Genomic DNA, 23,506 nt, shown 5'->3' on the forward strand with positions numbered 1-23,506 from the left:
CCAAACTATAGCGGGTATTAAAATTGTAATTTTATCTTAACAAAATCATAATACTCTGATTTACAACAATAAGATAAATCACAAAATCATATCAAAAAGTTGAACATATCTTGATTTTCGTTGAGAAGCTCAAATTTATAACCTCCTTGAGTCATTCGTTCTGTCAAACTATCGAAGTCTGAAGGGTACTTTACTTCAATCCCAACAATGGCTGGAGCCTTCTCTCTGTTCACTTTTTTCGTGTATTCAAAGTGAACAATATCGTCATTTGGACCTAAAACTTCAGCCAAGAATTCTCTTAAAGCACCTGCTCTCTGAGGGAATCTCACCATGAAGTAATGTTTATACCCTTCATATAAAAGAGAACGTTCCTTAATCTCTTCCATACGACCGATATCATTATTAGACCCACTTACTACACAGACCACTCTCTTTCCTTTTATTTCATCTTTGATAGCATCCAAAGCTGAAATCGATAAAGCACCTGCAGGCTCTACTACAATAGCATCCTCGTTGTATAGACGCAAAATAGTCGAACATACTTTTCCTTCAGGTACTAAAATAACATCTTCTAAAAACTGCTTCGCGATTTTAAAAGTATTATCACCTACTCTTTGTACAGCGGCACCATCCACAAATTTCTCAATTTTAGGTAATGTTACCACTTCATCTTTGTCAATAGACACCTTCATGGCTGGAGCACCTTCAGGTTCTACTCCTATCAGCTTTGTACTAGGGCTGATTTGCTTGAAATAGCTTCCCACACCAGATGACAGTCCACCACCACCAATTGGCATTACAAGGTAATCTATATCGTCCTTAGCATCTTCTAAGATCTCTAGTCCTACCGTACCTTGACCTTCTATTACTTTAGGATCATCAAAAGGATGGATAAATACTCTTCCTTCTTCCTCACAACGTTGCATAGCTGCAGCGTAAGCATCATCGAAAGTGTCACCAACCAAAACTACTTCCACCATATCTTTTCCCCACATCCTCACCTGACTTACTTTCTGGTTTGGAGTTGGCGCTGGCATATAAATCACACCATGAATACCTAGCACTTTACAAGAATAAGCTACACCTTGAGCATGATTGCCTGCACTAGCACACACAATACCTTTCTTTTGCTCATCAATTGATAAAGATGAAATCTTATTGTAAGCACCTCTCAACTTATAAGAACGTACAATCTGAAGATCTTCTCTCTTCAACCAAATATCAGCCTGATATCTTTCAGACAAGTTCATATTTCTCATTAAAGGTGTTCTAGTAACAACATCCTTTAATTTTCTATGTGCTTTTACGATAGATTCCACACTCGGTAAACCTACCAATTCTTCTGTTTCTGCCATGATATTTCCCTTTGATAAGGGTGGAAGTTTTTAGTAAAATAGATTTAAGTATTTAAAACGCCTAGTACTTATTATCCATTTAAAAGTAAAAAAGGGACAGCCGAAACCATCCCTTTAAATGTATCTATAGATAGAGGAATTTTAGAACTTCTTGAGTTTCTTCCAAAGGACATTCGTTACGTAGTACTACGTTCTCAACTACTCCTCTGAAATTTAACTCTGACATAATAATAATTATCTGTAGTTCTTATCTTATGAAAGGTGATCTCACCTTACACTATCGCATCCTCTTGATCATATTCTGCAAGTAAGCTACTGATCTCCTGACGTTCTTTTGATAATGAAATTCGTCCTGAGCGACCAAACTGCATCAATCCATAAGGTTTTAGCTCTTCATACAAAGCGTGTGTTTCTTCTTCGTGACCTGTTTTCTCAATCACTAGGAAATCTGCTTTCGCTGCTAATATTCTTGCATGATTCTTTCTAACGATCTCCTCGACCATATCTGAATCCTTAAGGTTATCAACTGCTACTTTGTATAAAGCTACTTCTTGATAGATTGTTTCGCTGTCTTCATATAGGAAACAACGCACTACATCAATTTGCTTCTCAATTTGCTTCGCTACCTTTTCCGCTGATTCTTTACAATCTGAATAGAATACAATCGTAAAACGGTGAACGTGCTCAATTTCTGAAGCTGAAGTAGTTAAACTTTCAATATTGATTTTTCTTCTTGTGAAGATGATGGAGATACGGTTCGTTAAGCCTACTACGTTCTCTGTAAAAATGGATAATGTGAATCTTTGCTTTTCCATAATCTTAATTTTTTACTTCAAACGAACTTCTGAAACTGCGGCACCTGTTTGGATCATTGGGAAAACGTTTGATTCTTTTTCCACAACTACTTCCAAGAAACATGGTCCTTCAGTGTTTAACCATTCGTCCATTTTATCACTTAAAGATTCTCTTGTCTCTGCTTTGTCAGCTTTGATGTAATACGACTCCGCTAACTTTACAAAATCTGGATTTACCATTTCGGTGAATGAGTAACGACTATCGAAGAATAATTCTTGCCATTGACGTACCATTCCAAGGAAACTATTATTAAGTACTAGAATCTTTACAGGGATTTTATATTGGAATATTGTCCCTAACTCTTGTACTGTCATTTGGTAACCGCCATCTCCAGAAATAGAAACGACTGTTCTGTCAGGTGCTCCCATTGCCGCTCCTAATGCAGCAGGTAATGCGAATCCCATAGTTCCCAAACCACCAGAACTTACAATACTGTCTGTACGCTTGAATTCATAATAGCGAGAAGCTTCCATTTGATGCTGTCCAACATCTGTAACGACTACTGCCTCACCTTTTGTTTTATCAGAAAGCATTTTGATCACCTCAGACATCTTCACTTTTTCAGTAGAAGAACCTAATGCATAATCTTTCACTTCTTTCTGTTCGATTTCATCACAAGCGTGGAATTCAGCTAACCATTCTTCATGTTTCGCTTCTTTCAACTTAGGAGTAATTCTTTCTAAAGCCACTTTTGCATCTGAAATTACAGCTACATCAGCTTTTACATTTTTATCAATCTCTGAAGGATCAATTTCAATGTGAATTACTTTTGCTTGTTTTGCATATCTTTTCAAATCACCTGTAACACGATCATCAAAACGCATACCTACTGCAATCAAAAGATCACACTCGTTTGTTTTGATATTCGGTCCGTAGTTTCCGTGCATTCCTAAATAACCAACATATAGAGGATGGTTATGAGGAACAGCTGACAAACCTAATAGCGTTGATGCCATTGGAATTCCTGCTTTTTCAGCGAAAGCGAGTAACTCATTTTCAGCTTTAGAAAGCATTACACCATGACCTACCAAGATATATGGTTTTTTCGCCTTGTTGATTAAATCAGCTGCCGCTTCAATTGATTCTTCAGAAGCAACTGGCACTGGCTTATAACTACGTACTTTTGTACAAGGTTTATATTCAAAGTCAACCTCTTCAAATTGAGCGTCCTTTGTAATATCAATCAATACAGGACCTGGACGACCGCTTTTTGCAATGTAGAAAGCTTTTGCAATCGCTTCAGGAATTTCAGATGCTTTTGTTACTTGGTAATTCCACTTCGTAACTGGAGTCGAAATACCTACAACATCTGTCTCTTGGAATGCATCAGTTCCTAACAAATGAGAAGCTACTTGACCTGTGATCGCTACCATAGGAGTAGAATCAATCATTGCGTCTGCAAGACCTGTAATCAAGTTTGTCGCTCCTGGACCAGAAGTTGCAACACAGACACCCACTTTATGATTGACTCGAGAATATCCTTGTGCAGCATGAGCAGCACCCTGCTCGTGACGTACAAGAATGTGGTTTAACTTGTCCTCATAATGATAGAGCTTATCATACACTGGCATAATCGCTCCACCTGGGTAACCAAAGAGTGTATCTACACCTTCCTCAATCAGTGCCATTAACACTGCCTCTGCTCCCGTTACTCTTTGTGGTTTTTGACCTACTGTCTTTGCTTCTTTGGCCATTTCTTTTGTCGCTGTACTCATATTGAAACAATTTTGTACTTCTCTTATTACTGATTAAAATTCATCAGTAACACATCCCTCAGATGCTGAAGAAACTGTTTTTATATATTTATATAAGATTCCTTTCTTAAACTTAGGCTCTGGTGCTACCCACGCCTTTCTTCTTTCTGCCAATTCCTCGTCAGAAACTGCCACTTCGATTTTGTTAGTAACCGCATCAATTGTGATGATATCACCATCCTCTACTAATGCTAAGTTACCACCAACTGCTGCTTCAGGCGTGATATGTCCTACTACGAAACCGTGAGTACCACCTGAGAAACGTCCGTCAGTAATTAAAGCAACGTCTTTACCAAGACCTGCACCCATAATTGCTGAAGTTGGCTTTAACATCTCTGGCATACCAGGACCACCTTTTGGACCTTCGTAACGGATCACAACTACCTCACCTTTACTTACTTCACCGTTAGAAATACCTTCAATCACTGCAAACTCATCGTTGAATACTTTTGCAGGACCTACGAATTTCTCACCTTCTTTACCAGTGATCTTCGCTACAGAACCCTCTGTTGCTAAGTTACCGTAAAGGATTTGTAAGTGACCAGTTGATTTGATTGGATTGTCTTGAGGTCTCATCAAGTCTTGATCGCTACCTAGTGGATCAACATCTGCTAAGTTTTCAGCAATTGTTTTACCAGTAACAGTCATACAAGAACCGTCCAATAAGCCCCAGTTCAATAATGTTTTCATTACTGCAGGGATACCACCTACTGCAAATACATCTTCCATCAAGTATTTACCTGAAGGCTTCAAGTCTGCAAAGAATGGCACTCTATCAGAAACTCTTTGAATATCATCTAAAGTCAACTCAACGTCTGCTGCTTTTGCGATAGCCAACATGTGCAATGTAGCGTTTGTTGATCCACCTAAAGCCATAATTACAGCCAATGCATTTTCAAAAGATGCCTTCGTTAAGATATCTGATGGTTTTAAGTCTAACTCTAAAAGGTTACGGATAGCAGGACCTAAGTTCTGGCATTCGTCTTTTTTGTTTTGACTTACTGCAGGGTTTGATGAAGAGTAAGGTAAACTCATACCCATTGCCTCAATCGCTGAAGCCATAGTGTTAGCAGTATACATACCACCACAAGCACCAGCACCAGGAATAGCATTTTTAATTACTCCTTTGTAATCTTCATCTGAAATTGTACCGGCGATTTTTTCACCTAATGCTTCAAAAGCAGATACAATGTTCAATTTTTTCTTTTTCCAGCATCCTGAAGCAATAGTACCACCATACAACATGATTGTTGGACGGTTGACACGGCACATTGCCATCATAGCTCCTGGCATATTTTTATCACAACCTACAACTGTAATTAAACCATCATAGAATTGTCCGTTTGTAACTGTTTCAACTGAATCAGCAATGATATCTCTTGAAGGAAGAGAGTAACGCATACCGATAGTACCGTTTGTGATACCATCACTTACTCCAATAGTATTGAAAATCAAGCCGACCATGTCTGACTTTTGAACACCCACTTTCACTTCAGCAGCCAGGCCATTCAAGTGCATGTTACATGTGTTTCCCTCATATCCAGTACTAGCAATACCGATTTGAGGCTTGTTCATATCCTCTTCCGTCAACCCAATACCGTATAACATGGCCTGAGCTGCAGGCTGTGTATCGTCTTGAGTAATTGTGCGGCTATGCTTGTTTAACATCTCTGCCATAATCTTTTAATATCTATTTGTTTGTCTGATTAGTCCTATAATTAAATAATAGAGTAGTTATCATACTCACTCTGTGTCACAAACTGTCTGTATTTCTCAAACACCTCGCAACCAATTGTATCTTCCCAGTTCTTTTTCATTGGCTGTCGGTCAATACTGCTGATTCCTGTAATCTGAGCTGCAGTACCTGTGAAGAACGCTCCGTCAATATCTTTTAGATCTTCCGGTTTGAATTGTCCTTCCACTACCTCAACGCCTAAGCTTTTAGCTATTCCGAAAACTACGTTTCTAGTAATTCCTGGGTAGATATGTCCCTTTTGAGAAGTATAAAGCTTTCCTCCTTTTTCAAAGAAAAAATTAGCACCTGTTCCTTCCGCTACATATCCTTCAACATCTAATAACAAAGCATCATCAAAACCTCTGTCTTTTGCTTCTGCAATAGAAACGATACTATTAATATAGTGTCCAGAGATTTTTGCCTCTACATTAAATGAATAAGGACTAGGACGTGTATATTTTGATATAGTGATATCTAATAAGTCTTTTCCTAAGAATTTATCCCATCTCCAAGCCGCAATAAACAAGTTATGCGTTTTGGTAGGTGTTAAATCCATATTGGCACTAGCATATACTAAAGGTCTAACATATGCATCAGTAAAGCCGTTTTCTTCAAGTAATTGATAAGTAATCCCTACTAATTCATCAACACTATAAGGTAAATCGAGGTGCATTGTTTTTGCCGCCTCCAGGAAACGTGTGTAATGTTCCTTCGCTTTAAAAATATGCGGTCCCAATGCTGTATCATAAGCTCTTACAGCATCAAAAACACCATTACCATAGTGCAATGACTGAGAAAATAAATCAGCCTTTGCCTCTTCAGCTTTCACGAATTCTCCATTGTGGAAAATCACCGTATTTTTGTCATAATATTTCAACATGGCAGAAGACTATTAATTGGTTACACAACTACTTTTAAGATGATTTGGAATGTTTAAGCAATAAAAAAACCACTGTCAGAATTTTTGTCTTGACAATGGCCGTTCTTTATTATGATTTATGCAATATAAGATCCTGCCATTATCTTCCTTTGAGAAGGACGACAATAGTATTAATAATAATAAGGACGATATTTTGCGTTTTCTTCAACATTTTCGATCATTGTTTACATCAAATATAAAGATCTAACTTTTTATTTTGCAAATATATATACGAATGAAGGATTAGTTTTTAGAAATAATTACGAATTCTAAACTATGTTTTTTCTTTATTTCATAGATGAAACATTGATTTTAATATATTAGAGCAAAGTAATAAATATTATTCCTAATGATTTTTCATATCTATTATATTTGTAAAAAATGCAATAAAAGTGTTGTTATATGATTCAAAAAGTAGGTAGTGTTTTTAGAAATAAAATTTTCCCTAGTCTAGTTTGGAAAAAAGAAGCCTCTCCTTCTCCTGTATTATATCTAACATTTGATGACGGGCCAATTCCCGAAATCACGCCATGGGTGTTAGAAGTATTAAGAAAATATAATGCAAAAGCTACTTTCTTTTGTGTGGGAGACAACATTCGTAAACATCCAAGTGTCTATCATCAAGTATTGGAAGAAGGGCATCAGGTGGGAAACCATACTTTCAATCATTTGCAATATTGGAAGAAAAGCCTTCCTAATTACATGGAGAATGTAAAGAAATGTGATGAGGTATTGAAAAGCAATCCTTTATATAAAGTCACTTCAAAGAAACCATTTTTCAGACCGCCACATGGTCAGATCGGCAAAAAAATGATGAGGCAATTATTGGAAGATTATGAAATCATTATGTGGCATGTATTGACCAGGGATTATAACAAGAATTATAAAAAGGAAAAATGCCTTAAGGCTGCTATAGAAAATGCAGAGAATGGATCAATCATTGTTTTTCATGACAGCATCAAAGCAGAAAAGAATTTAAAGTATGTTTTGCCCCGATTTTTAGAATATTTTTCAAATAAAGGTTATGAATTTCATACACTTTGAATAAAACAGTGACTTTTTTTAAATGTGTATGAATTAAAACTATATTTGTAGACAAACAAAAATTAGAAAGAGATATCCATGGGAAAAATAATCGCTGTAGCCAATCAGAAAGGTGGTGTTGGTAAAACAACAACTGCAGTCAACCTTGCCGCAAGTTTTGCAGCAATGGAATACAATACTCTTTTGGTAGATGCTGATCCGCAAGCAAACTCAACTTCTGGATTAAACCTAGATCCTAAGGAAGAAAGAAAAAGTATCTATAACTGCATGGTGGAAGACATCAATGTCAGTGATATTATTATAAATTCAGAATATGATTATTTAGATATCATCCCTTCTCACATTGACTTGGTGGGGGCTGAAATCGAGATGATTGATATTGAAGATAGAGAAACAAGAATGCTGAAGGCATTGGAGAAAATCAAAGACTCTTATGACTTTATCATTATTGATTGTTCACCTTCATTGGGCTTAATTACAGTCAACGCACTTACTGCTGCTGACTCTGTGATTGTTCCTGTACAATGTGAGTTTTATGCTCTTGAAGGTTTGGATAAATTATTAAATACAGTCAAATTGATTCAATCAAGATTAAACCCTAATCTATTGATTGAAGGAATTTTGATGACAATGTATGATACACGTTTACGTTTATCGAATCAAGTGGTTGAAGAAGTGAAAAAACACTTAAATGACTTGGTTTTTGATGTTATTATCCCTAGAAATATTAAATTAAGTGAAGCACCTAGTTTTGGTGTGCCTGTTATTGCTCATGATGCAGTAAGTAAAGGAGCAGTTTGTTACTTAAACTTAGCACAGGAAATACTTACAAAAAACAATATCCCTGTTAAAGCCTAAGGTAGGGAAAATTAAATTTTTATAACCTTTGATAATGGCGAAAATATAATATGCCGGAAAACTCTGAAAAAAAGACCTTAAAAAAAAGAAAAGCACTTGGCAAAGGACTAGGTGCAATACTTGGTAGTAGTAATAATACAGAAACAAGTAGTTCTGCACCTCAGAAAGCGGTTGAAAACCAATCAACCAATATTACTGTTGTGGAAAAACTTGATGAGATTTCTATTGACTATGTTGAAAGAAATCCTTTTCAGCCACGTTTAGAATTTCAAGATGAAGCATTGAAAGAATTAGCTGATTCTATACGTGCACAAGGCATTATCCAACCAATTACTGTAAGAAAACTTACAGACCAACAATATCAGATCATTTCAGGTGAGCGTCGCTGGAGAGCTTCAAAAATGGCAGGACTAGAGAAAATCCCTGCTTATGTGAAAGGAGCAAATGATACGCAGATGCTGGAAATGGCATTGATTGAGAACATTCAGAGGGAAGACTTGAACCCTATTGAAGTAGCGATCTCTTATCAGCGTCTTATTGCAGAATGTGAATTAAAGCAAGAAGAACTAGGTGATAGAGTTGGTAAAAAAAGGTCTACAGTAGCCAATTACTTAAGGTTATTAAAATTACCTCCTGAAATCCAAAGCGGTTTAAGAAAAGGAGTCATTTCAATGGGGCATGCAAGAGCTTTGGTGAATGTAAACAGCATCGAAGTACAGCTGGCTTTATATGATACTGTTGTAAAAAGTGAACTATCGGTTAGAAAAACTGAAAACCTTGTCAGAGATATCATTCAAGGAAAAGACCCTCTAAGTGCTAAAGCGAAGGCAAAGAAAGAGCCTCTTGACTTTGAATTCAGCAGACTGCAAAGAGATCTTTCAACGCATTTTGGTACTCAAATCAAAATCAAGAATGCTGATGATGGCAAAGGAGAAATCAACATACCTTATCAATCCATTGAAGACCTCAACCGCATCTTAGATATATTAAAAACTCACTAATGCTCTACAAGTGCGTACATATCGCTTTTTTATTCATTACATCATTTTTTATTCTCTTTAATTCTTCTGAAAGTTTCGCTCAAACTGAGCCTCAACAGGAAGAAACTGCTGATGAAGATGATGGATTAACGGCAGAGGAAAAAAACCAAAAATCATTAGATTCTTTGAGTTCTATCTCTGCTATACCTAATCATATTGACCAAAAAGCAAGAAAAAAGAAAAAGAAAACACAGTACATGGATATAACAGAGCCTACTAAGGCTTCTTTTTATACTATTGCTGTGCCAGGTTTAGGGCAAATTTACAACCGTAAACTCTGGAAACTACCTATACTGTATGGCGGAATGGCCGTTTTTGGTTACTTTATGCAGTTTAATCATAATAATCTTGTAGAGAGTAGTCATTGGCTGGCTTATAAAGCGGATGCAGACCCTACAAATGATCATCTGATTCCTGAGATCTACCGTGGCTTGACTGAAGAAAATCTTCGCCAAAGAAGAGACAACTTCAGAAGAGACCGTGACTTCATGATTATCTTATCATGCATGTGGTACATGTTAGGAGCTTTGGATGCAGCAGTAGACCAACATTTAAAATACTATGATATAAGTGAGGATCTATCAATGAAAGTGAAACCTGCAGCGATTGCAGATCCTTACAGTGGACTTCCTGCAGTGGGAATGACAGTATCTTTACAATTAAGTTCAAAATAAAATAACAAATGAATTTTCTATTAATTGGATATGGTAAAATGGGTCAAACCATTGAACAAATATTAAAAGAAAGAGGACATAATATTGCCGGCATTATTGATAAAGACAATGCTTCTGACCTGGATACTATTGATCCTGCTTCAGTTGATGTTGCTATTGAATTTACACAGCCTAGTGTGGCATATGAAAATATCAAAAAATGCCTTGACAAAGGAATCAGAGTTGTTTCTGGTACTACAGGGTGGTTAGAGCAAAAAGAAGTGGTAGAGTCTACTACTAAAGAAAATAAAACAGCATTTTTCTATGCTTCTAACTATAGCTTAGGTGTGAATATTTTCTTTGAGCTGAATAAGAAATTAGCCAAAATGATGAGTGCTTTCAATGCAGAATACAAATCATCTATGGTTGAAATTCACCATACTCAGAAGTTAGACGCTCCTTCTGGAACAGCTATTACTTTGGCTGAAGGTGTGATCGAAAACTTTGAAGGTGTAGACAAGTGGACTCTTCAAGGTGAGGATGAAGCAGTTGACAATGGTATTGAAATTGAGGCAGTAAGAGAACCTGAAGTACCTGGTACGCATGAAGTTTCTTACACTTCTGAAATTGATAGAATTGATATCAAACATACTGCTTTCACTAGAAAAGGATTTGCACTAGGTGCTGTTCTTGCAGGTGAATGGTTGCATCAGAAAGAAGGTATTTTTGGAATGCAGGACATGCTAGCATTGTAATTTAATCTGACTTTAAGACAACAATGAGCAACAAAAAAGATAAAAAGAAAAAAGGTGTCGTTCAGGAATGGACCGATGCCTTGATTTTTGCCGTTATCGCCGCAACGCTTATCCGTTGGGCGGCATTTGAAGCCTTTACGATTCCTACTTCTTCCATGGAGAAATCTCTTCTTGTGGGAGACTATTTATTTGTAAGTAAAGTGCATTATGGACCAAGAACACCCAAAACGGTGCTTCAGCTTCCATTAACGCATCAAACAATATGGGGTACTCAAATTCCTTCTTTCCTAGACTGGATTCAACTGCCTCAATTCAGATTACCTGGCTTTACGGACGTTAAAAATAATGATGTTGTAGTATTCAACTACCCTGCTGAGGAAGGTTTTCCTTCTGACATGAAACTCAATTACATCAAAAGATGTATTGGTATAGCGGGTGATACTCTTCAGATTAAAAACCAAGAGGTGTTCATCAACGGCAACCGCGTTGAGGTTCCGGAAGACAGTGAAACACAATATAGAATCGTTTCCAAAACTCAGATCGGTAAAAGAACATTGGAAAGATATAATGTTTACGCTTATGACCACATGAATGTAGGACATTATAAATTGAAAATGATTCCTGGTCCTGAAGGAAAATTCAGTTACTCTGCAATGCTTCCGCTTCATACAGCAAAAGAATTAAGAAAACTGGATTTCATAGAAAGCGTAGAGAAAATCTATGCGAGAGAAGATCCTTCTGTTTTCCCTCAAAACCCTAACAATGTTTGGAGTATTGACAACTTCGGTCCTCTTTACATTCCTAAGGAAGGTGATGTGGTGAAAATCACTAAAGACAACTGGTCACAGTATGAGGACATCATCACTAAATATGAAGACAATGAAAATGTTGTTTTCAAAGACGGTCAGCTATCAATTGACGGTCAGGTGCAAGATACTTATATTATCAAGCAAAACTACTACTTCATGATGGGTGACAACAGACACAACTCTCTGGATTCACGCTACTGGGGTTATGTTCCTGCTGATCATATTATTGGTAAAGCGGTGATGGTTTGGATGTCAATGGACAGAAATCCTGACGCTTCAGCTGTCCGATGGAGAAGAATATTTAATTTCATTGACTAATTAAATGAGCCTACTCATTTTAAGAGTCAGCAAAAAATATCAAATTTGCCGAAGTTGAGAAATCAATTTCGGCTTTTTTATTCCAGTATTTTTAAGTTCCTGATCTGGACCGTATAAAGTGTACTGTAGTTTGGCTTTTTTTCGTTAAACTTTTTGCCTAAGTAAGACAAAAAAATTAACTTAATATACTGCCCCAAAACTACTGGACAATATTATCAAAAAAACAGGGCAATAGTAATTAACCATATTTTATAAACACTTATTCTAAATTGAAATGAAAAAATACATACACATTTTTGTGGTTGCATGTATACTCACACCTCTATCTTCTATTGCACACGAGGGAATGTGGCTCCCTTCATTACTACAGCAGTTGAACGAAGAGGACATGCAAGCTAATGGCTTTAAATTAACAGCTGAAGATATTTATTCTGTCAATAAATCTAGTATGAAAGATGCTGTGGTATGGTTTGGCAGAGGTTGTACAGGTGAAGTTGTATCCAACAAGGGTCTAATCCTGACGAATCATCATTGTGGTTATGGACAAATTCAATCTCACTCTACAGTTGAAAACGATTTGCTAACAGATGGCTTCGCGGCGCAGTCTTTTGGTGAAGAACTTCCTAATAATGGGCTAACTGTCAGTTTTGTTGTAAGAATTGACGATGTGACTAAGAGTGTACTTGCTGGTGTGAAAGACGGTATGGATGAAGAAAAACGTCAAGAGATCATCAAAGCAAACATTGAGAAAGTTGGTGATGCAGCTGTAGAAGGCACACACTACGACTATATTATTAAACCTTTCTTCTATGGCAATGAATATTATATGTTCGTCATGGAAACATTTAAAGATATTCGTTTAGTTTTTGCTCCTCCTTCATCAATTGGTAAATACGGTGGAGATACTGACAACTGGGTCTGGCCTCGTCATACTGGTGATTTCTCTATTTTCAGAATTTATGCTGACAAAAACGGTAACCCTGCTGAATATTCAGAAGACAACGTGCCTTACACTCCCAAGTACCACTTCCCAATTTCATTGAATGGTGTTAAGCCTGATGATTTCACAATGGTTTATGGGTTCCCTGGTAGAACAAAACAATATTTACCTTCAGAAGGTGTTTCATATACTGTGGAGACTTCTAACCCTATCAAAATTGCAATGCGTGAAAAAACAATTGCAATTTATGACAAAAACATGGCGGCAGATGATGCTGTAAGAATTAAATATTCTGCTAAAAAAGCACGTGTAGCGAATGCTTATAAAAAATGGATTGGTGAAAGCAAAGGTTTAAAACGACTTGATGCCATCAACAAGAAAAATGAGCAGGAAGAAATGTTTGCGAAAGCTGTGAAAGGCAATAAGGAATATGAAGCATTATTAAGCAAGTTCCAAGAGGAATTCAAGGCAATTGAAAAGTATCAGCTAGGTAGAGATTTATATATAGAAGAGTTGTATTACGGTCCTGAAATCCTTCGTTTTTCTTTAGGTTTTAATGCGTTAAAAGAGGTAAGTCCTAACACGCCTGAATTTGAGATGGCACTAAAGAAATTAAAAAACAATGCGAAGGCTTTCTATAAAAATTATGATTTAGCCACTGACAAAGAGGTTTTTGTTTCTGCTTCTTCTATGTATTCTGATGCTATTGACCCATCATTCTTACCTTCTTCTTTTGCTATAGCTAAAGAAAAAGGTGACTTTGAAAAACTAGCCAATACAGTTTACAAGAAAAGTATTTTCTGCCATGAAGAAAAACTTATGAAAGTACTCAATGCATCACAGGAAAGTATTTACAAAAAGGTGCTTAAAGATCCTGCTTTTGTGATTGGTAAAGAAATCTATGATATGTACGGCAACAACATTGCTCCTGAATATAAAAAACTAGGTGAAGAAATTGATTTATCAATGCGTACTTATGTGAAAGCATTGAAAGAAGTATTCCCTAATAGAGAGTATGTTGCCAATGTAAAAGGTGCAAGCAAGCAGTATTGGTCAGATGCCAACAGCACATTAAGAGTGACTTATGGTAAAATTGAAGGCTCTGAACCAAGAGATGGTGTTCAATTCAAATATTACACAACATTGGAAGGTGTAATGGAGAAAAGAAGAACTGATGTACCTAAAACGCATGAATTCTATGTTCCACAGAAACTAATGGATCTTTATAAAAACAAAGATTACGGTCAGTATGGTGAAGATGGAAAAATGATGGTTTGTATCACAGGTTCTAATCATACTACGGGTGGTAACTCAGGTTCCCCTGTGATCAATGCTGAAGGTCAATTGATCGGTATTAACTTCGATAGAACTTGGGAATCTACAATGTCAGATTTAATGTTTGACCCAGTGAAATGTAGAAATATTATCGTGGATATCCGCTATGTATTATTTGTAGTAGACAAATATGGTGAATGCCCAAGATTGATTGAAGAAATGACATTGGTGAAAAATCAATAACATTTCGAGATATAAAATAAGGGATTGAACTTTACTGATTCAATCCCTTATTTTTTTATTAAATTTTTAGACTTCTAAAAATTAGTGCGGTTCTTTGACCTATTCCATTAATTTTGATTTTCAAACACTCATAAATTAAGAGCATATTTTAAATAAATACTTGAGGCTATTTGCCCATAAAATCTATTCGTACATAAAGCTAATCTTATAACAGGCAATTTAGATAAACATCATTTCAATACTTTTATCCATTTTTATCAAGGGTTACTCTTCCATATATTTATAAGTGTAAACCTTATTCTCTAAAAATAGCTTAATAATATATACTCCTTTCTGTAAAGCAGGAATTTTCAACTCAAACTCATCACCTTTTTGTTCAACTTGTGTATTTTGAATAATACTTCCATTGATATTTATAATACTGTATTCATGAAGTTCTTTTATGGAATTAAGCTTTACAAAGAGTGTATTCTGATAAAAAAATAATTGAATTTTTCCAATATCATTAATATCTGATGTAATTATATCACCTTCAATATCAGTACCTGGCTTTTCAGGCTTGTCTTCTTCAATTGATTCAGGCCCGCCAACATTAAAACTAATCCGCTCACTAAATGGTTGAAAGTTTTCATCACCCTGATGACTAAGTTGTATATGTCCCCAACCTTTTGAAGTTGGTGTAATATACCCCCCACCAGACCAGTGCTTAGAAATTCCACTATAATTGTCAATATCTAAATTGATTTCACCATTAGTTCTGTAGATAGAACTTGACGCATCGTAGGTCTTACCAACAATATCTAGATTATAGAAAAAATTGTATGTATCCAGAGAAAAAGCATCTTTTCCTTTTTTGGCTTCAACATCTTCGTATAGTCCATAAAAACCAAAATAATCTTCATTTCCATAGTTATATAGGCTGACCCTATATTCCATTGCCCTTTCAATAAACAGGTATCCTCTAGGATCATTTTTCACATAATAATCATAATTGACTTTTGCTTCGTCAATTTTTAACCCTTTGTCGGTAACTATTTTTTTATAATCGAATATACCTGTCGTAAACTCATCTGTTTGGAATGAGCTAGCTATCTGGTATTCTTTATAGTTGCTGAATTGAAACTCTGTGAAGTATACCTCAAAATAGATTTTTTCATTAGGCTCCAAAATATACTCATAATGAAAATTCTGATAATTAGAATCATCAATTATAATTGGCTCTAGCACTCCAAGTTGGACATCTGTGGAATCATAAACGATAACACACCTTATGTGGGGATTCAAATCTATATCATATGAATCTACTACCCATTTTACAGTATCTTTTCTTTCTAAAATATTGTGATAAAAGAATTTTACCTCTCCATAATTCCATCCGTCCATTGGAGTGTAAAATTTATCTGCTCCATTTAGTTCTTCAAAGAATAGGGGGGAATCTATATATACAATATTATTTTCTATTTTTCCCACTCGATGTTTTACGGGGTTATTTTTTTTATCCAATTCGTACGAGCCTTCCTTATTATAGAATCTAAAAGGTCGATCAATTAACTCTTTAGAAAAATATACATAATAATATTGTTCATCGTGATCATAGTTTATTCTATAACGAGTATCATCATGATCAAACTTCAGGTAGGCTTTATCAGGATCATAGTCCTTAAAGTCGGAAATAATTCCTTTTATAGAATTAGCACTTAGAAAAACTTCATGAGAGAAAAGATATTTGAATCGAGGTTCGGTGATTTCCTTATAATAATACCCTGCATTTTCATATAATGCGTTTCTAATCTCAAAATTCACAATCGCACCTTCAAAATAATAAATATTGAAAAATGCTTTATTACCTTCTAATCTATCAGCATTATTGATAGAATATATATTATTTTCCGTATGATAAGGATATTCTACTATGATAGTATCGCCCTCAATAGTAGTAGTCAATGGTAATTTATGTTGAGGAAATAAATAATTTGTAATAGGCAGTGGACTTAGCAGTTTATCAAACTCTACATAACTTAAAAAGTTATTCGATAAGTTTATGTGATTTATTTTTTTCAATTCTTCAATCCCCGAAATATCATTTATTTTATTATTTAACACGTCGATATACTCTAAATTAGAAAGCTTCTCAATCCCTTCTAAATTCTTGAAGTTATTGTTTTTCAATAACAAATACTTCAAATTATAACAACCGGCGAACATACTGAATTCAAGTTCATGTTCAGATAAAAGCTCAAATCGAATCAATGATTCTTTATTGATAAATTCTGGTATATCTAAAATATTCTTTGAACGTGTAATTGTAAGTTCACTAATATTGTTGCGAAAATCATCAGAATGCTGATATTGTATACTTTGAACATTTTCTAATGACAACTGATCTAAGTGATAAGTAGTATTATCTAACAACATTTGAGGCAAGGTGACGTCATGATAATTAGTATATTTTAGTGTTTTAAGCCGAGTAAACCGATGAAGTTTATCTGTGTGAGTAGATGCATTAGCATTTTCCAAAGAGATTCTTCTTACACAATTGTAATACCAAATTTCATTCATTCGACCATCTTTTAATATATTTTCAAATCGAATTTTTTCCGTTGAAGAGGTTTCTTCTAAAGCATTAGGATTATCAACTAAGATGGAATCAATAAGTTCTTCTTCTACCACTAATGGATATAGATAGTTATTACCTAAATCAGTATAAACAATTCGCATAAACTTTTCTACAGCAGTAAATTCTTCACTCTCTGCTTGATAAGCTTTAATATTAACTACAATGTTTTGAGTGGTATCTTCAAAATAAATTATTCCATCCTCGATAGTTATAGTTTCTCCGTCTGTCAAAATCTCATAAGAAATCTCCGTTTCCTTATTATTGCTTACCTGATTTAAATTGAATGATGCTACTTTATCGATTAATAAATACTCATTATTACCATAGATAATTCCCGTTTTCCTTTTTGATTCATCAACGATATTGGTAATGTAAATAGTAGTATCAGTGTATGCGTAATCCTCCGCACCACTCCCTGGAAAACATTTCACTTTCACTGCTTGTGCACCTGGTATATTAGTAGATGTCACACTCGTTCCGTCGATATTCAGAATGCCTAAATCTTCTCCAACAAACTCAGTTTGAAAATCGAAAGTTCTACGGGAACTACTGTAATAAGATTTAAAGTCTAGATTTAGAGTATCTCCATAAATGATAGAGTGCTCCAATGGCATAGTTATAAAGTTAACCTTTTTATTATCCTCGTTAAGAAAGGTAACTACAAACTGATTTTGAGTGCTATTATAATATAAATTCTTACCATTAGTTACAATCTTACAATAGCCACTTTGTATACTATCAGGCACTGAAAATGCAACTCCATGTGAAGATTTTAAATCAAAAAATCCAGTAGATTCTATTATAGTTCCATCACAAGTTTTTAAGACTACCTCGATCTGACTTGAACTATAAATATTTGTACGTGTAGAAAGATGAAGGTCTATAGTCTTTGCACCCTTAGGTATGAATAGAGAAGCGGAATCTCCATAATGCATAAAGTTATATCCGATATTGAACTCTTGTCTAATACATTGACTGTATGTTTGGATGGTTGTAATTAAAAATAGAAGAGAACAGAAAAAAAGTTTTTTCATTGAATTTGCCAATAGTTTTACTAATTTTAAAGTATAAATATAGTTAAACTTTTTATGAAAAAATTTATATTACTCTCTTATTTTTTTCTAATTGTAACTCTATTACAAGCACAACAAGCAAGCTTTAATACTACAAATGAGATCAAATATGATACATTGACTTTAGATGATGTTGACTTTTCTAACAATACTATTAAGAAGGTTACCAATGAAGAGTTTGCTATTGAGAATCTTTATATTCCTGATTCATTAGCAGGGTACCCTGTATATTATATTGCAAGCAGTGCATTTTCTACATCATCTGGAGGTAAAATTCGAGAGGTAAAACTAAAAAATATCATTCTACCTTCTAGTTTAAAGATAATATACAGCTTTGCGTTTATCGAGAATGAAATTGAAAGTATAGAATTTCCTGAAAATATAGAAATTATAGATGAGTATTCATTTTCTCACAATAAACTAAAATCTATTTCTTTTAAAGGAGCAAGTAAATTAAAATGGATATCTACTACAGCCTTTGTTGAAAACCCCAGAAGTATATTTGCTTTACCACAACAAATATCTGATAATGTAAATTATATGTATATGTGGGTTGTTGGTGAAAGTGGTGAACGCTATACTGAAACTTCTTCAGACGCAAGAAGTAAGTATACATCTAAAAGGTATTACTTATTAAATAAATACAATAGTACTATCACCAATAATACATTAACAAACTGTACTGTACCAAAAGATGAAGAAGATATTTATATCCCGAATGAAATTGATGGGAAAAAGATCTTAAAAATTAAAAACTCTTCAGACACCAATTATCTTCTTGATAAAGTGGAGTATTTGAATCAATTGTATGTTGAAGATGGTATTCAATATATTGATGGAAAACTTATAAATTATGTTTTTTCTTTACGATTGCCAGTTACTCTAAAAAGATTGGAATCTAATGTTACAAAAATCACGATTCTAAATACTAAGCTCTACTTTAAAGATTTAGAATTTCTAGGGTACAACAACTACGAGTCAGGCTTTTTCTTTGTTGATCATGAAGGTTACAATTGGTATACTAGCATGGGTGATAGAATAGAGCCAGGTTATCATACTGTACAGAACATGACAGAATATTATCTCGAACGTACTAAAGGCTATGAAATTACTTACATGAATGCAGGTAATTACAATACTTATCAGAACCCACGTTCCTACAACCCTGAAGACACCCCAATAGCATTGGTAGATCTTCCAAATAATGAGTCTATTGATTTGTATTTTCAAGGTTGGTATTATGACGAAGGGTATACTTTAAAGGTAGATGGAAACGCAATTCCTAAAAACGCTAACTCTGATTATACTTTTTATGCTAAATGGGTATATAACTCAAAGGAAAGTGGTGAAGGAGAAGATAATGAAGGAGAAGGTAGTGAAGGAGAAGGTAGTGAAGGAGAAGATAATGAAGGAGAAGGTAGTGAAGGAGAAGATAATGAAGGAGAAGATAATGAAGGAGAAGGTAGTGAAGGAGAAGGTAGTGATATAATTAATTCAATACCATCCTCAACTGAATTTTTAATTTACCCTAATCCAGCTTCTGCTTTTATCAGAATTCCAGAGTATGATATTCTTTCAATAATTGATCTTAATGGTAAAGTTGTATTAACAGAAACTAATGGTAATCAACATTTGAATGTTAATACTTTACCTAGTGGTATTTATGTGATAAAACTAATAAAAAATCAAAAAGTATCACATGCATCTTTCATTAAAGAATAGAAATTTCATATCAGAAAAGTGATAATGCCTCTTGTTTGAAATTTCTATTATACTATGCTATTAATTAAGAATAATACCTCAAAATAACGACAGAGTATTTTAATATAAGGCTCAATAATTTTTTAAATTATTGAGCCTTTTTGTTTTTTATAAAATATCATATTAAAACGACACCTCTAATTCAACGTCACGATGAGCGTTATTTGCAAGTCATCCCTAGTTTATTCCTTGAATGTAGGACAGAAAAAATGAAGAGGGTAATAATCTGGATGTGAAAAGATAAAATTATACAACATCATATTATAAATGTTATAGCCTTATTCTAAATTCAGACGATTCGATATTTCCTCAATCGCTTCTTCCTCATCATCACTGATACCGTCTGAAGCGTCTGCAAAAAGGTGGAGAATATCTAGAATATCATCTTTCTCATCATCATTCTGATCCAGATAACTTTTCAGGGTATCTAAGAAAGGATCTTTCCATTGCTCCAAGTTATTGATCAAGTATTCCAATTCATTGTAGTATACCTTTTGAAGGTTTTCCAACTCCGTTCTTGTCAAAGAACTTTTATACCCCTCGGCCATGAATTTCGCCAGATATTTTACAAAAACCCACTCTTCATCATCTACCACTCCATCAGAAGCTACAATCAAAAGACATGGAAAGTAGATAAATAAAGTCTGAAAATGTTCTCTTGAGAGCTCAACATTATTCAATGAATTATAGTGTGTGTAAAGTTCCTCCGTTTTTGTATGTAAACTCATCTTTTTGTTTGATATAATAATATTGTCGTTAATGGTTCTCTTTTTTTAAGGTAATTCCCCCCAAGTAATGTAATTTTGTTCTCTAATTGACAAAGAAAATATACAATGAGCGGAATAATATTAGCCATAGAGTCTTCATGTGATGAAACCTCAGCAGCAGTAGTAAAAAATGGTACTGTACTTAGCAATATAGTGTCTACGCAAGAAATACACCAAAAATACGGCGGTGTAGTTCCTGAACTTGCTTCTAGAGCTCATCAAAAGAATATTCTTCCTGTAGTTAATGAAGCCCTTACAGAAGCCAATATAAATAAATCTGACTTAGATGCAATAGCCTTTACCAAAGGTCCTGGATTATTAGGAGCCTTGCTGGTTGGAGCCTCTTTTGCGAAAGGGATGGCGATGGCATTGAAAAAACCTTTGATTGGCGTGAATCATATGCAAGCACATATCCTTGCTCACTTTATTGAAGCTCCTCAGCCCAATTTTCCATTTTTATGCTTAACAGTCAGCGGAGGACACACACAATTAGTGGTGGTGAAATCTCCACTAGAAATGGAAGTAATTGGTGAAACGATCGATGATGCTGTGGGTGAAGCTTTTGACAAAACAGCCAAAATCATGGGACTAGATTATCCCGGCGGACCTTTTATTGATAAGTTTGCTAAAGATGGAGATCCTGCCAAATTCAAATTCCCGAATGTAAATATTCCTGATTATAATTTTTCATTCAGCGGTATCAAAACTGCTTTCCTTAATTTCCTAAGAAAGGAAACACAAAAAGATCCTGACTTTGTAGAAAAGAATAAAGCTGATTTGTGTGCTAGTATTCAATTTACGCTTGTCAATATATTGATGAAAAAATTGAAAAAAGCGGCAAAGGAATTGAACATAAAGGAAATAGGAATTGCCGGCGGTGTTTCAGCCAATTCTGGTTTGAGAAACACATTGCTGGAGGAAGGAAAAAAATTAGGATGGAATGTATTTATTCCTGAATTTGAACATTGTACAGACAATGCCGCTATGATTGCAATGGCTGCGCATTATCAGTACGAGGGTGGAGACTTTGAAGCTTTGAGCACTTCCCCTAATCCAAGAATGAAATTCAGTGGAACAAAATAAAATAGTATGAGTATCATTATAATCGCTGTTCTTGCATTTGTTACTGCAATCAGTTTAGGTGTGTATGTTAATCAGAAGTTTCCTAATAAGGGAGAACTAAAAGGCAACACCTCCCCTGATCATGTGACAGCTTTAAATGATGCGGCTATTCTTGCATTAGCTTCTGAGCATCAAGAAGGCATCAGTGTCGCTGCTGTCTGCCTTGCATCAAAAGCTTCTGCGATAGAGGTAAAAAAGAAGATGGAAGCTTTGAGAGAACAAGGGTTGCTTTATCTCAATGTAGATGAAAACGGTGCTGAAAAATATGCGCTGACCGACACATCACTTCTATCCTCAAAAAATAAAAACAGAATTAGAAAATAAGTTTCATCTAAGAGCATTTTTGAAATATATATTTTAGAAGTAAAAATTCTTCATTTTAGGTTATGGGGAAATTAATTTTAGAGAAAATAGTGGTTCTATAATTGATAAAATTAATAAACTCACATTCCGAAAGGATGGATTTTTACTAAAAGAGATGTTTCAAACATACTCTAAATCCTTAGATGCTTTTTTTAATACGACTTCATTTTACATATTTGTGCTATGGAAGCAATACTAACATTCATACACTGGGACATTAACCCAGAAATTTTACCAGGCATGTTACCCGTACGCTGGTACGGACTTTTATTCTCGCTTGGTTTCTTTATAGGCACATGGCTAATTGCAAAAATCTTTGTAATTGAAAATAGACCTGAGTCAGATGCAGATGCTCTACTTATTTATGTAGTGATCGCTACAATTGTTGGAGCACGTCTTGGTCATGTCTTTTTCTATCAACCTGATTATTATTTGAGAAATCCTGTTGAAATCATTCAAATTTGGAAAGGTGGACTTGCAAGTCACGGTGGTGCCATTGGTATTATCATAGCACTTTACCTTTACAGTAAAGACAGACCCACTCAACCTTGGTTATGGATCTTGGACCGCGTGGTCATTCCTGTAGCTTTGGCAGGTTGTTTTATCCGTTTAGGTAATTTGATGAACTCTGAAATTATTGGTAGACCTTCTGATCTACCATGGGCGTTTATCTTCGAGCGTGCTCACGTTGCTGACCCAATGACGCCAAGACACCCGGCGCAATTGTATGAGTCATTGACCTATCTGGTTATTTTCTTTATACTGGGTGCCATTTACAGAAAAGAAAACGTAAAACTACGTCAAGGAAGAACGTTTGGTTTATTCCTGGTATTAGTTTTCGGGATGCGTTTTGTTTGGGAATTCTTCAAAGAAGATCAAGTTGCATTTGAGGCTACAATGTCCTTGAATATGGGGCAATGGTTAAGTATCCCAGCTGTTCTTGCAGGACTTTTCTTCTTTATCAGATCATTTGGTAAAGCTGGAGAACCGCTTCCACTTCCAGAGGTAAACCCTAATGAAGAAAAAGTAAAGGCCAAGAAGTAATAAGTTCAAAATTAACTATGTTTTATTTTTGACTTTGCACTTATTAGCCTTCTAATTATATAAAAAACGAGAGCATTCTTTTTTCTGAATGCTCTCGTTTTTTTTAATGCCAAGTTGAATCAACACCTCTTACTCCCTCTTTGATCTCGGCATAATAATCAGGGCAATGCGTTGAAAACACCGATTAATTACCACTACTTAGAAAT

General features: G+C 35.0%; 18 protein-coding genes. 11 read left to right on the forward strand and 7 right to left on the reverse strand.

Annotation, left to right across the window (positions count from 1 at the left end):
- Positions 1–86: 86 nt before the first annotated feature.
- From ilvA to HHU12_RS10535, 5 genes are all read right to left on the reverse strand, one after another.
- A complete protein-coding gene (gene ilvA, locus HHU12_RS10515) occupies positions 87–1,355 on the reverse strand; it encodes a threonine ammonia-lyase (RefSeq protein WP_169656697.1) in 1,269 nt (422 codons plus the stop codon).
- Positions 1,356–1,627: 272 nt separating this feature from the next.
- A complete protein-coding gene (gene ilvN / locus HHU12_RS10520) occupies positions 1,628–2,170 on the reverse strand; it encodes an acetolactate synthase small subunit (RefSeq protein WP_062617391.1) in 543 nt (180 codons plus the stop codon).
- Between the two features lie 12 nt (positions 2,171–2,182).
- Entirely contained in the window at positions 2,183–3,925 is a 1,743-nt protein-coding gene (ilvB, locus tag HHU12_RS10525; RefSeq protein ID WP_169656698.1) for a biosynthetic-type acetolactate synthase large subunit, read from the reverse strand.
- Between the two features lie 33 nt (positions 3,926–3,958).
- Entirely contained in the window at positions 3,959–5,641 is a 1,683-nt protein-coding gene (gene ilvD / locus HHU12_RS10530; RefSeq protein ID WP_169656699.1) for a dihydroxy-acid dehydratase, read from the reverse strand.
- Between the two features lie 41 nt (positions 5,642–5,682).
- On the reverse strand, positions 5,683–6,579 hold the full coding sequence (locus HHU12_RS10535; RefSeq protein ID WP_169656700.1) for a branched-chain amino acid transaminase: 897 nt from the start codon (positions 6,577–6,579) through the stop codon (positions 5,683–5,685).
- Between the two features lie 441 nt (positions 6,580–7,020).
- Here HHU12_RS10535 and HHU12_RS10540 point away from each other — a divergent pair, with 441 nt between their 5' ends.
- From HHU12_RS10540 to HHU12_RS10570, 7 genes are all read left to right on the forward strand, one after another.
- Positions 7,021–7,662: a polysaccharide deacetylase family protein gene (locus HHU12_RS10540; RefSeq protein WP_169656701.1), complete on the forward strand. Its 642-nt coding sequence runs from the start codon at positions 7,021–7,023 to the stop codon at positions 7,660–7,662.
- Positions 7,663–7,740: 78 nt separating this feature from the next.
- Positions 7,741–8,520 carry a ParA family protein gene (locus HHU12_RS10545; RefSeq protein ID WP_044201265.1) on the forward strand — a complete coding sequence of 260 codons (780 nt, stop codon included), beginning with the start codon at positions 7,741–7,743 and terminating at the stop codon, positions 8,518–8,520.
- 50 nt (positions 8,521–8,570) lie between these two features.
- On the forward strand, positions 8,571–9,521 hold the full coding sequence (locus tag HHU12_RS10550) for a ParB/RepB/Spo0J family partition protein (RefSeq protein WP_169656702.1): 951 nt from the start codon (positions 8,571–8,573) through the stop codon (positions 9,519–9,521).
- Positions 9,521–10,234 (forward strand): DUF5683 domain-containing protein, encoded by a 714-nt coding sequence (locus tag HHU12_RS10555; RefSeq protein ID WP_169656703.1) that lies wholly within the window; start codon positions 9,521–9,523, stop codon positions 10,232–10,234. Before HHU12_RS10550 ends, HHU12_RS10555 begins: the two co-directional genes overlap by 1 nt.
- An 8-nt stretch (positions 10,235–10,242) precedes the next feature.
- Entirely contained in the window at positions 10,243–10,968 is a 726-nt protein-coding gene (gene dapB, locus HHU12_RS10560) for a 4-hydroxy-tetrahydrodipicolinate reductase (RefSeq protein ID WP_169656704.1), read from the forward strand.
- Positions 10,969–10,991: 23 nt separating this feature from the next.
- The gene (gene lepB, locus HHU12_RS10565) at positions 10,992–12,095 is read left to right on the forward strand and encodes a signal peptidase I (protein ID WP_169656705.1); all 1,104 of its coding nucleotides are present in this window, start codon (positions 10,992–10,994) and stop codon (positions 12,093–12,095) included.
- 274 nt (positions 12,096–12,369) lie between these two features.
- Positions 12,370–14,553 carry a S46 family peptidase gene (locus HHU12_RS10570; protein WP_169656706.1) on the forward strand — a complete coding sequence of 728 codons (2,184 nt, stop codon included), beginning with the start codon at positions 12,370–12,372 and terminating at the stop codon, positions 14,551–14,553.
- Positions 14,554–14,817: 264 nt separating this feature from the next.
- On the opposite strand, the gene HHU12_RS10575 is transcribed toward HHU12_RS10570, so the two are convergent.
- Positions 14,818–18,204, reverse strand: coding sequence for a leucine-rich repeat domain-containing protein (locus tag HHU12_RS10575; protein WP_169656707.1), 3,387 nt, complete (start codon positions 18,202–18,204; stop codon positions 14,818–14,820).
- Between the two features lie 54 nt (positions 18,205–18,258).
- On the opposite strand from HHU12_RS10575, the gene HHU12_RS10580 reads away from it, so the two are divergent.
- The gene (locus HHU12_RS10580; RefSeq protein WP_169656708.1) at positions 18,259–19,965 is read left to right on the forward strand and encodes a T9SS type A sorting domain-containing protein; all 1,707 of its coding nucleotides are present in this window, start codon (positions 18,259–18,261) and stop codon (positions 19,963–19,965) included.
- A 317-nt stretch (positions 19,966–20,282) separates the two neighbouring features.
- Here the strand turns inward: HHU12_RS10580 and HHU12_RS10585 are convergent, their stop codons facing one another.
- Positions 20,283–20,732: a hypothetical protein gene (locus tag HHU12_RS10585; protein ID WP_169656709.1), complete on the reverse strand. Its 450-nt coding sequence runs from the start codon at positions 20,730–20,732 to the stop codon at positions 20,283–20,285.
- 105 nt (positions 20,733–20,837) lie between these two features.
- Here HHU12_RS10585 and tsaD point away from each other — a divergent pair, with 105 nt between their 5' ends.
- From tsaD to lgt, 3 genes are all read left to right on the forward strand, one after another.
- Positions 20,838–21,854, forward strand: a complete 1,017-nt coding sequence (gene tsaD, locus HHU12_RS10590) for a tRNA (adenosine(37)-N6)-threonylcarbamoyltransferase complex transferase subunit TsaD (RefSeq protein ID WP_169656710.1) — start codon at positions 20,838–20,840, stop codon at positions 21,852–21,854.
- Positions 21,855–21,860: 6 nt separating this feature from the next.
- Positions 21,861–22,217, forward strand: a complete 357-nt coding sequence (locus HHU12_RS10595) for a hypothetical protein (protein WP_169656711.1) — start codon at positions 21,861–21,863, stop codon at positions 22,215–22,217.
- Between the two features lie 222 nt (positions 22,218–22,439).
- Positions 22,440–23,300 carry a prolipoprotein diacylglyceryl transferase gene (lgt, locus tag HHU12_RS10600; RefSeq protein WP_205959849.1) on the forward strand — a complete coding sequence of 287 codons (861 nt, stop codon included), beginning with the start codon at positions 22,440–22,442 and terminating at the stop codon, positions 23,298–23,300.
- Positions 23,301–23,506: the final 206 nt, after the last annotated feature.

It is taken from the genome of Flammeovirga aprica JL-4 (assembly GCF_012844305.1).
GTDB classification, from domain to species: Bacteria; Bacteroidota; Bacteroidia; order Cytophagales; family Flammeovirgaceae; genus Flammeovirga; species Flammeovirga aprica.

Coding starts and splice junctions, on each gene's coding strand:
- ilvA (WP_169656697.1), bottom strand. CDS start 1,355: ATGGCAGAAACAGAAGAATTGGTAGGTTTACCGAGTGTGGAATCTATC.
- ilvN (WP_062617391.1), bottom strand. CDS start 2,170: ATGGAAAAGCAAAGATTCACATTATCCATTTTTACAGAGAACGTAGTA.
- ilvB (WP_169656698.1), bottom strand. CDS start 3,925: ATGAGTACAGCGACAAAAGAAATGGCCAAAGAAGCAAAGACAGTAGGT.
- ilvD (WP_169656699.1), bottom strand. CDS start 5,641: ATGGCAGAGATGTTAAACAAGCATAGCCGCACAATTACTCAAGACGAT.
- HHU12_RS10535 (WP_169656700.1), bottom strand. CDS start 6,579: ATGTTGAAATATTATGACAAAAATACGGTGATTTTCCACAATGGAGAA.
- HHU12_RS10540 (WP_169656701.1), top strand. CDS start 7,021: ATGATTCAAAAAGTAGGTAGTGTTTTTAGAAATAAAATTTTCCCTAGT.
- HHU12_RS10545 (WP_044201265.1), top strand. CDS start 7,741: ATGGGAAAAATAATCGCTGTAGCCAATCAGAAAGGTGGTGTTGGTAAA.
- HHU12_RS10550 (WP_169656702.1), top strand. CDS start 8,571: ATGCCGGAAAACTCTGAAAAAAAGACCTTAAAAAAAAGAAAAGCACTT.
- HHU12_RS10555 (WP_169656703.1), top strand. CDS start 9,521: ATGCTCTACAAGTGCGTACATATCGCTTTTTTATTCATTACATCATTT.
- dapB (WP_169656704.1), top strand. CDS start 10,243: ATGAATTTTCTATTAATTGGATATGGTAAAATGGGTCAAACCATTGAA.
- lepB (WP_169656705.1), top strand. CDS start 10,992: ATGAGCAACAAAAAAGATAAAAAGAAAAAAGGTGTCGTTCAGGAATGG.
- HHU12_RS10570 (WP_169656706.1), top strand. CDS start 12,370: ATGAAAAAATACATACACATTTTTGTGGTTGCATGTATACTCACACCT.
- HHU12_RS10575 (WP_169656707.1), bottom strand. CDS start 18,204: ATGAAAAAACTTTTTTTCTGTTCTCTTCTATTTTTAATTACAACCATC.
- HHU12_RS10580 (WP_169656708.1), top strand. CDS start 18,259: ATGAAAAAATTTATATTACTCTCTTATTTTTTTCTAATTGTAACTCTA.
- HHU12_RS10585 (WP_169656709.1), bottom strand. CDS start 20,732: ATGAGTTTACATACAAAAACGGAGGAACTTTACACACACTATAATTCA.
- tsaD (WP_169656710.1), top strand. CDS start 20,838: ATGAGCGGAATAATATTAGCCATAGAGTCTTCATGTGATGAAACCTCA.
- HHU12_RS10595 (WP_169656711.1), top strand. CDS start 21,861: ATGAGTATCATTATAATCGCTGTTCTTGCATTTGTTACTGCAATCAGT.
- lgt (WP_205959849.1), top strand. CDS start 22,440: ATGGAAGCAATACTAACATTCATACACTGGGACATTAACCCAGAAATT.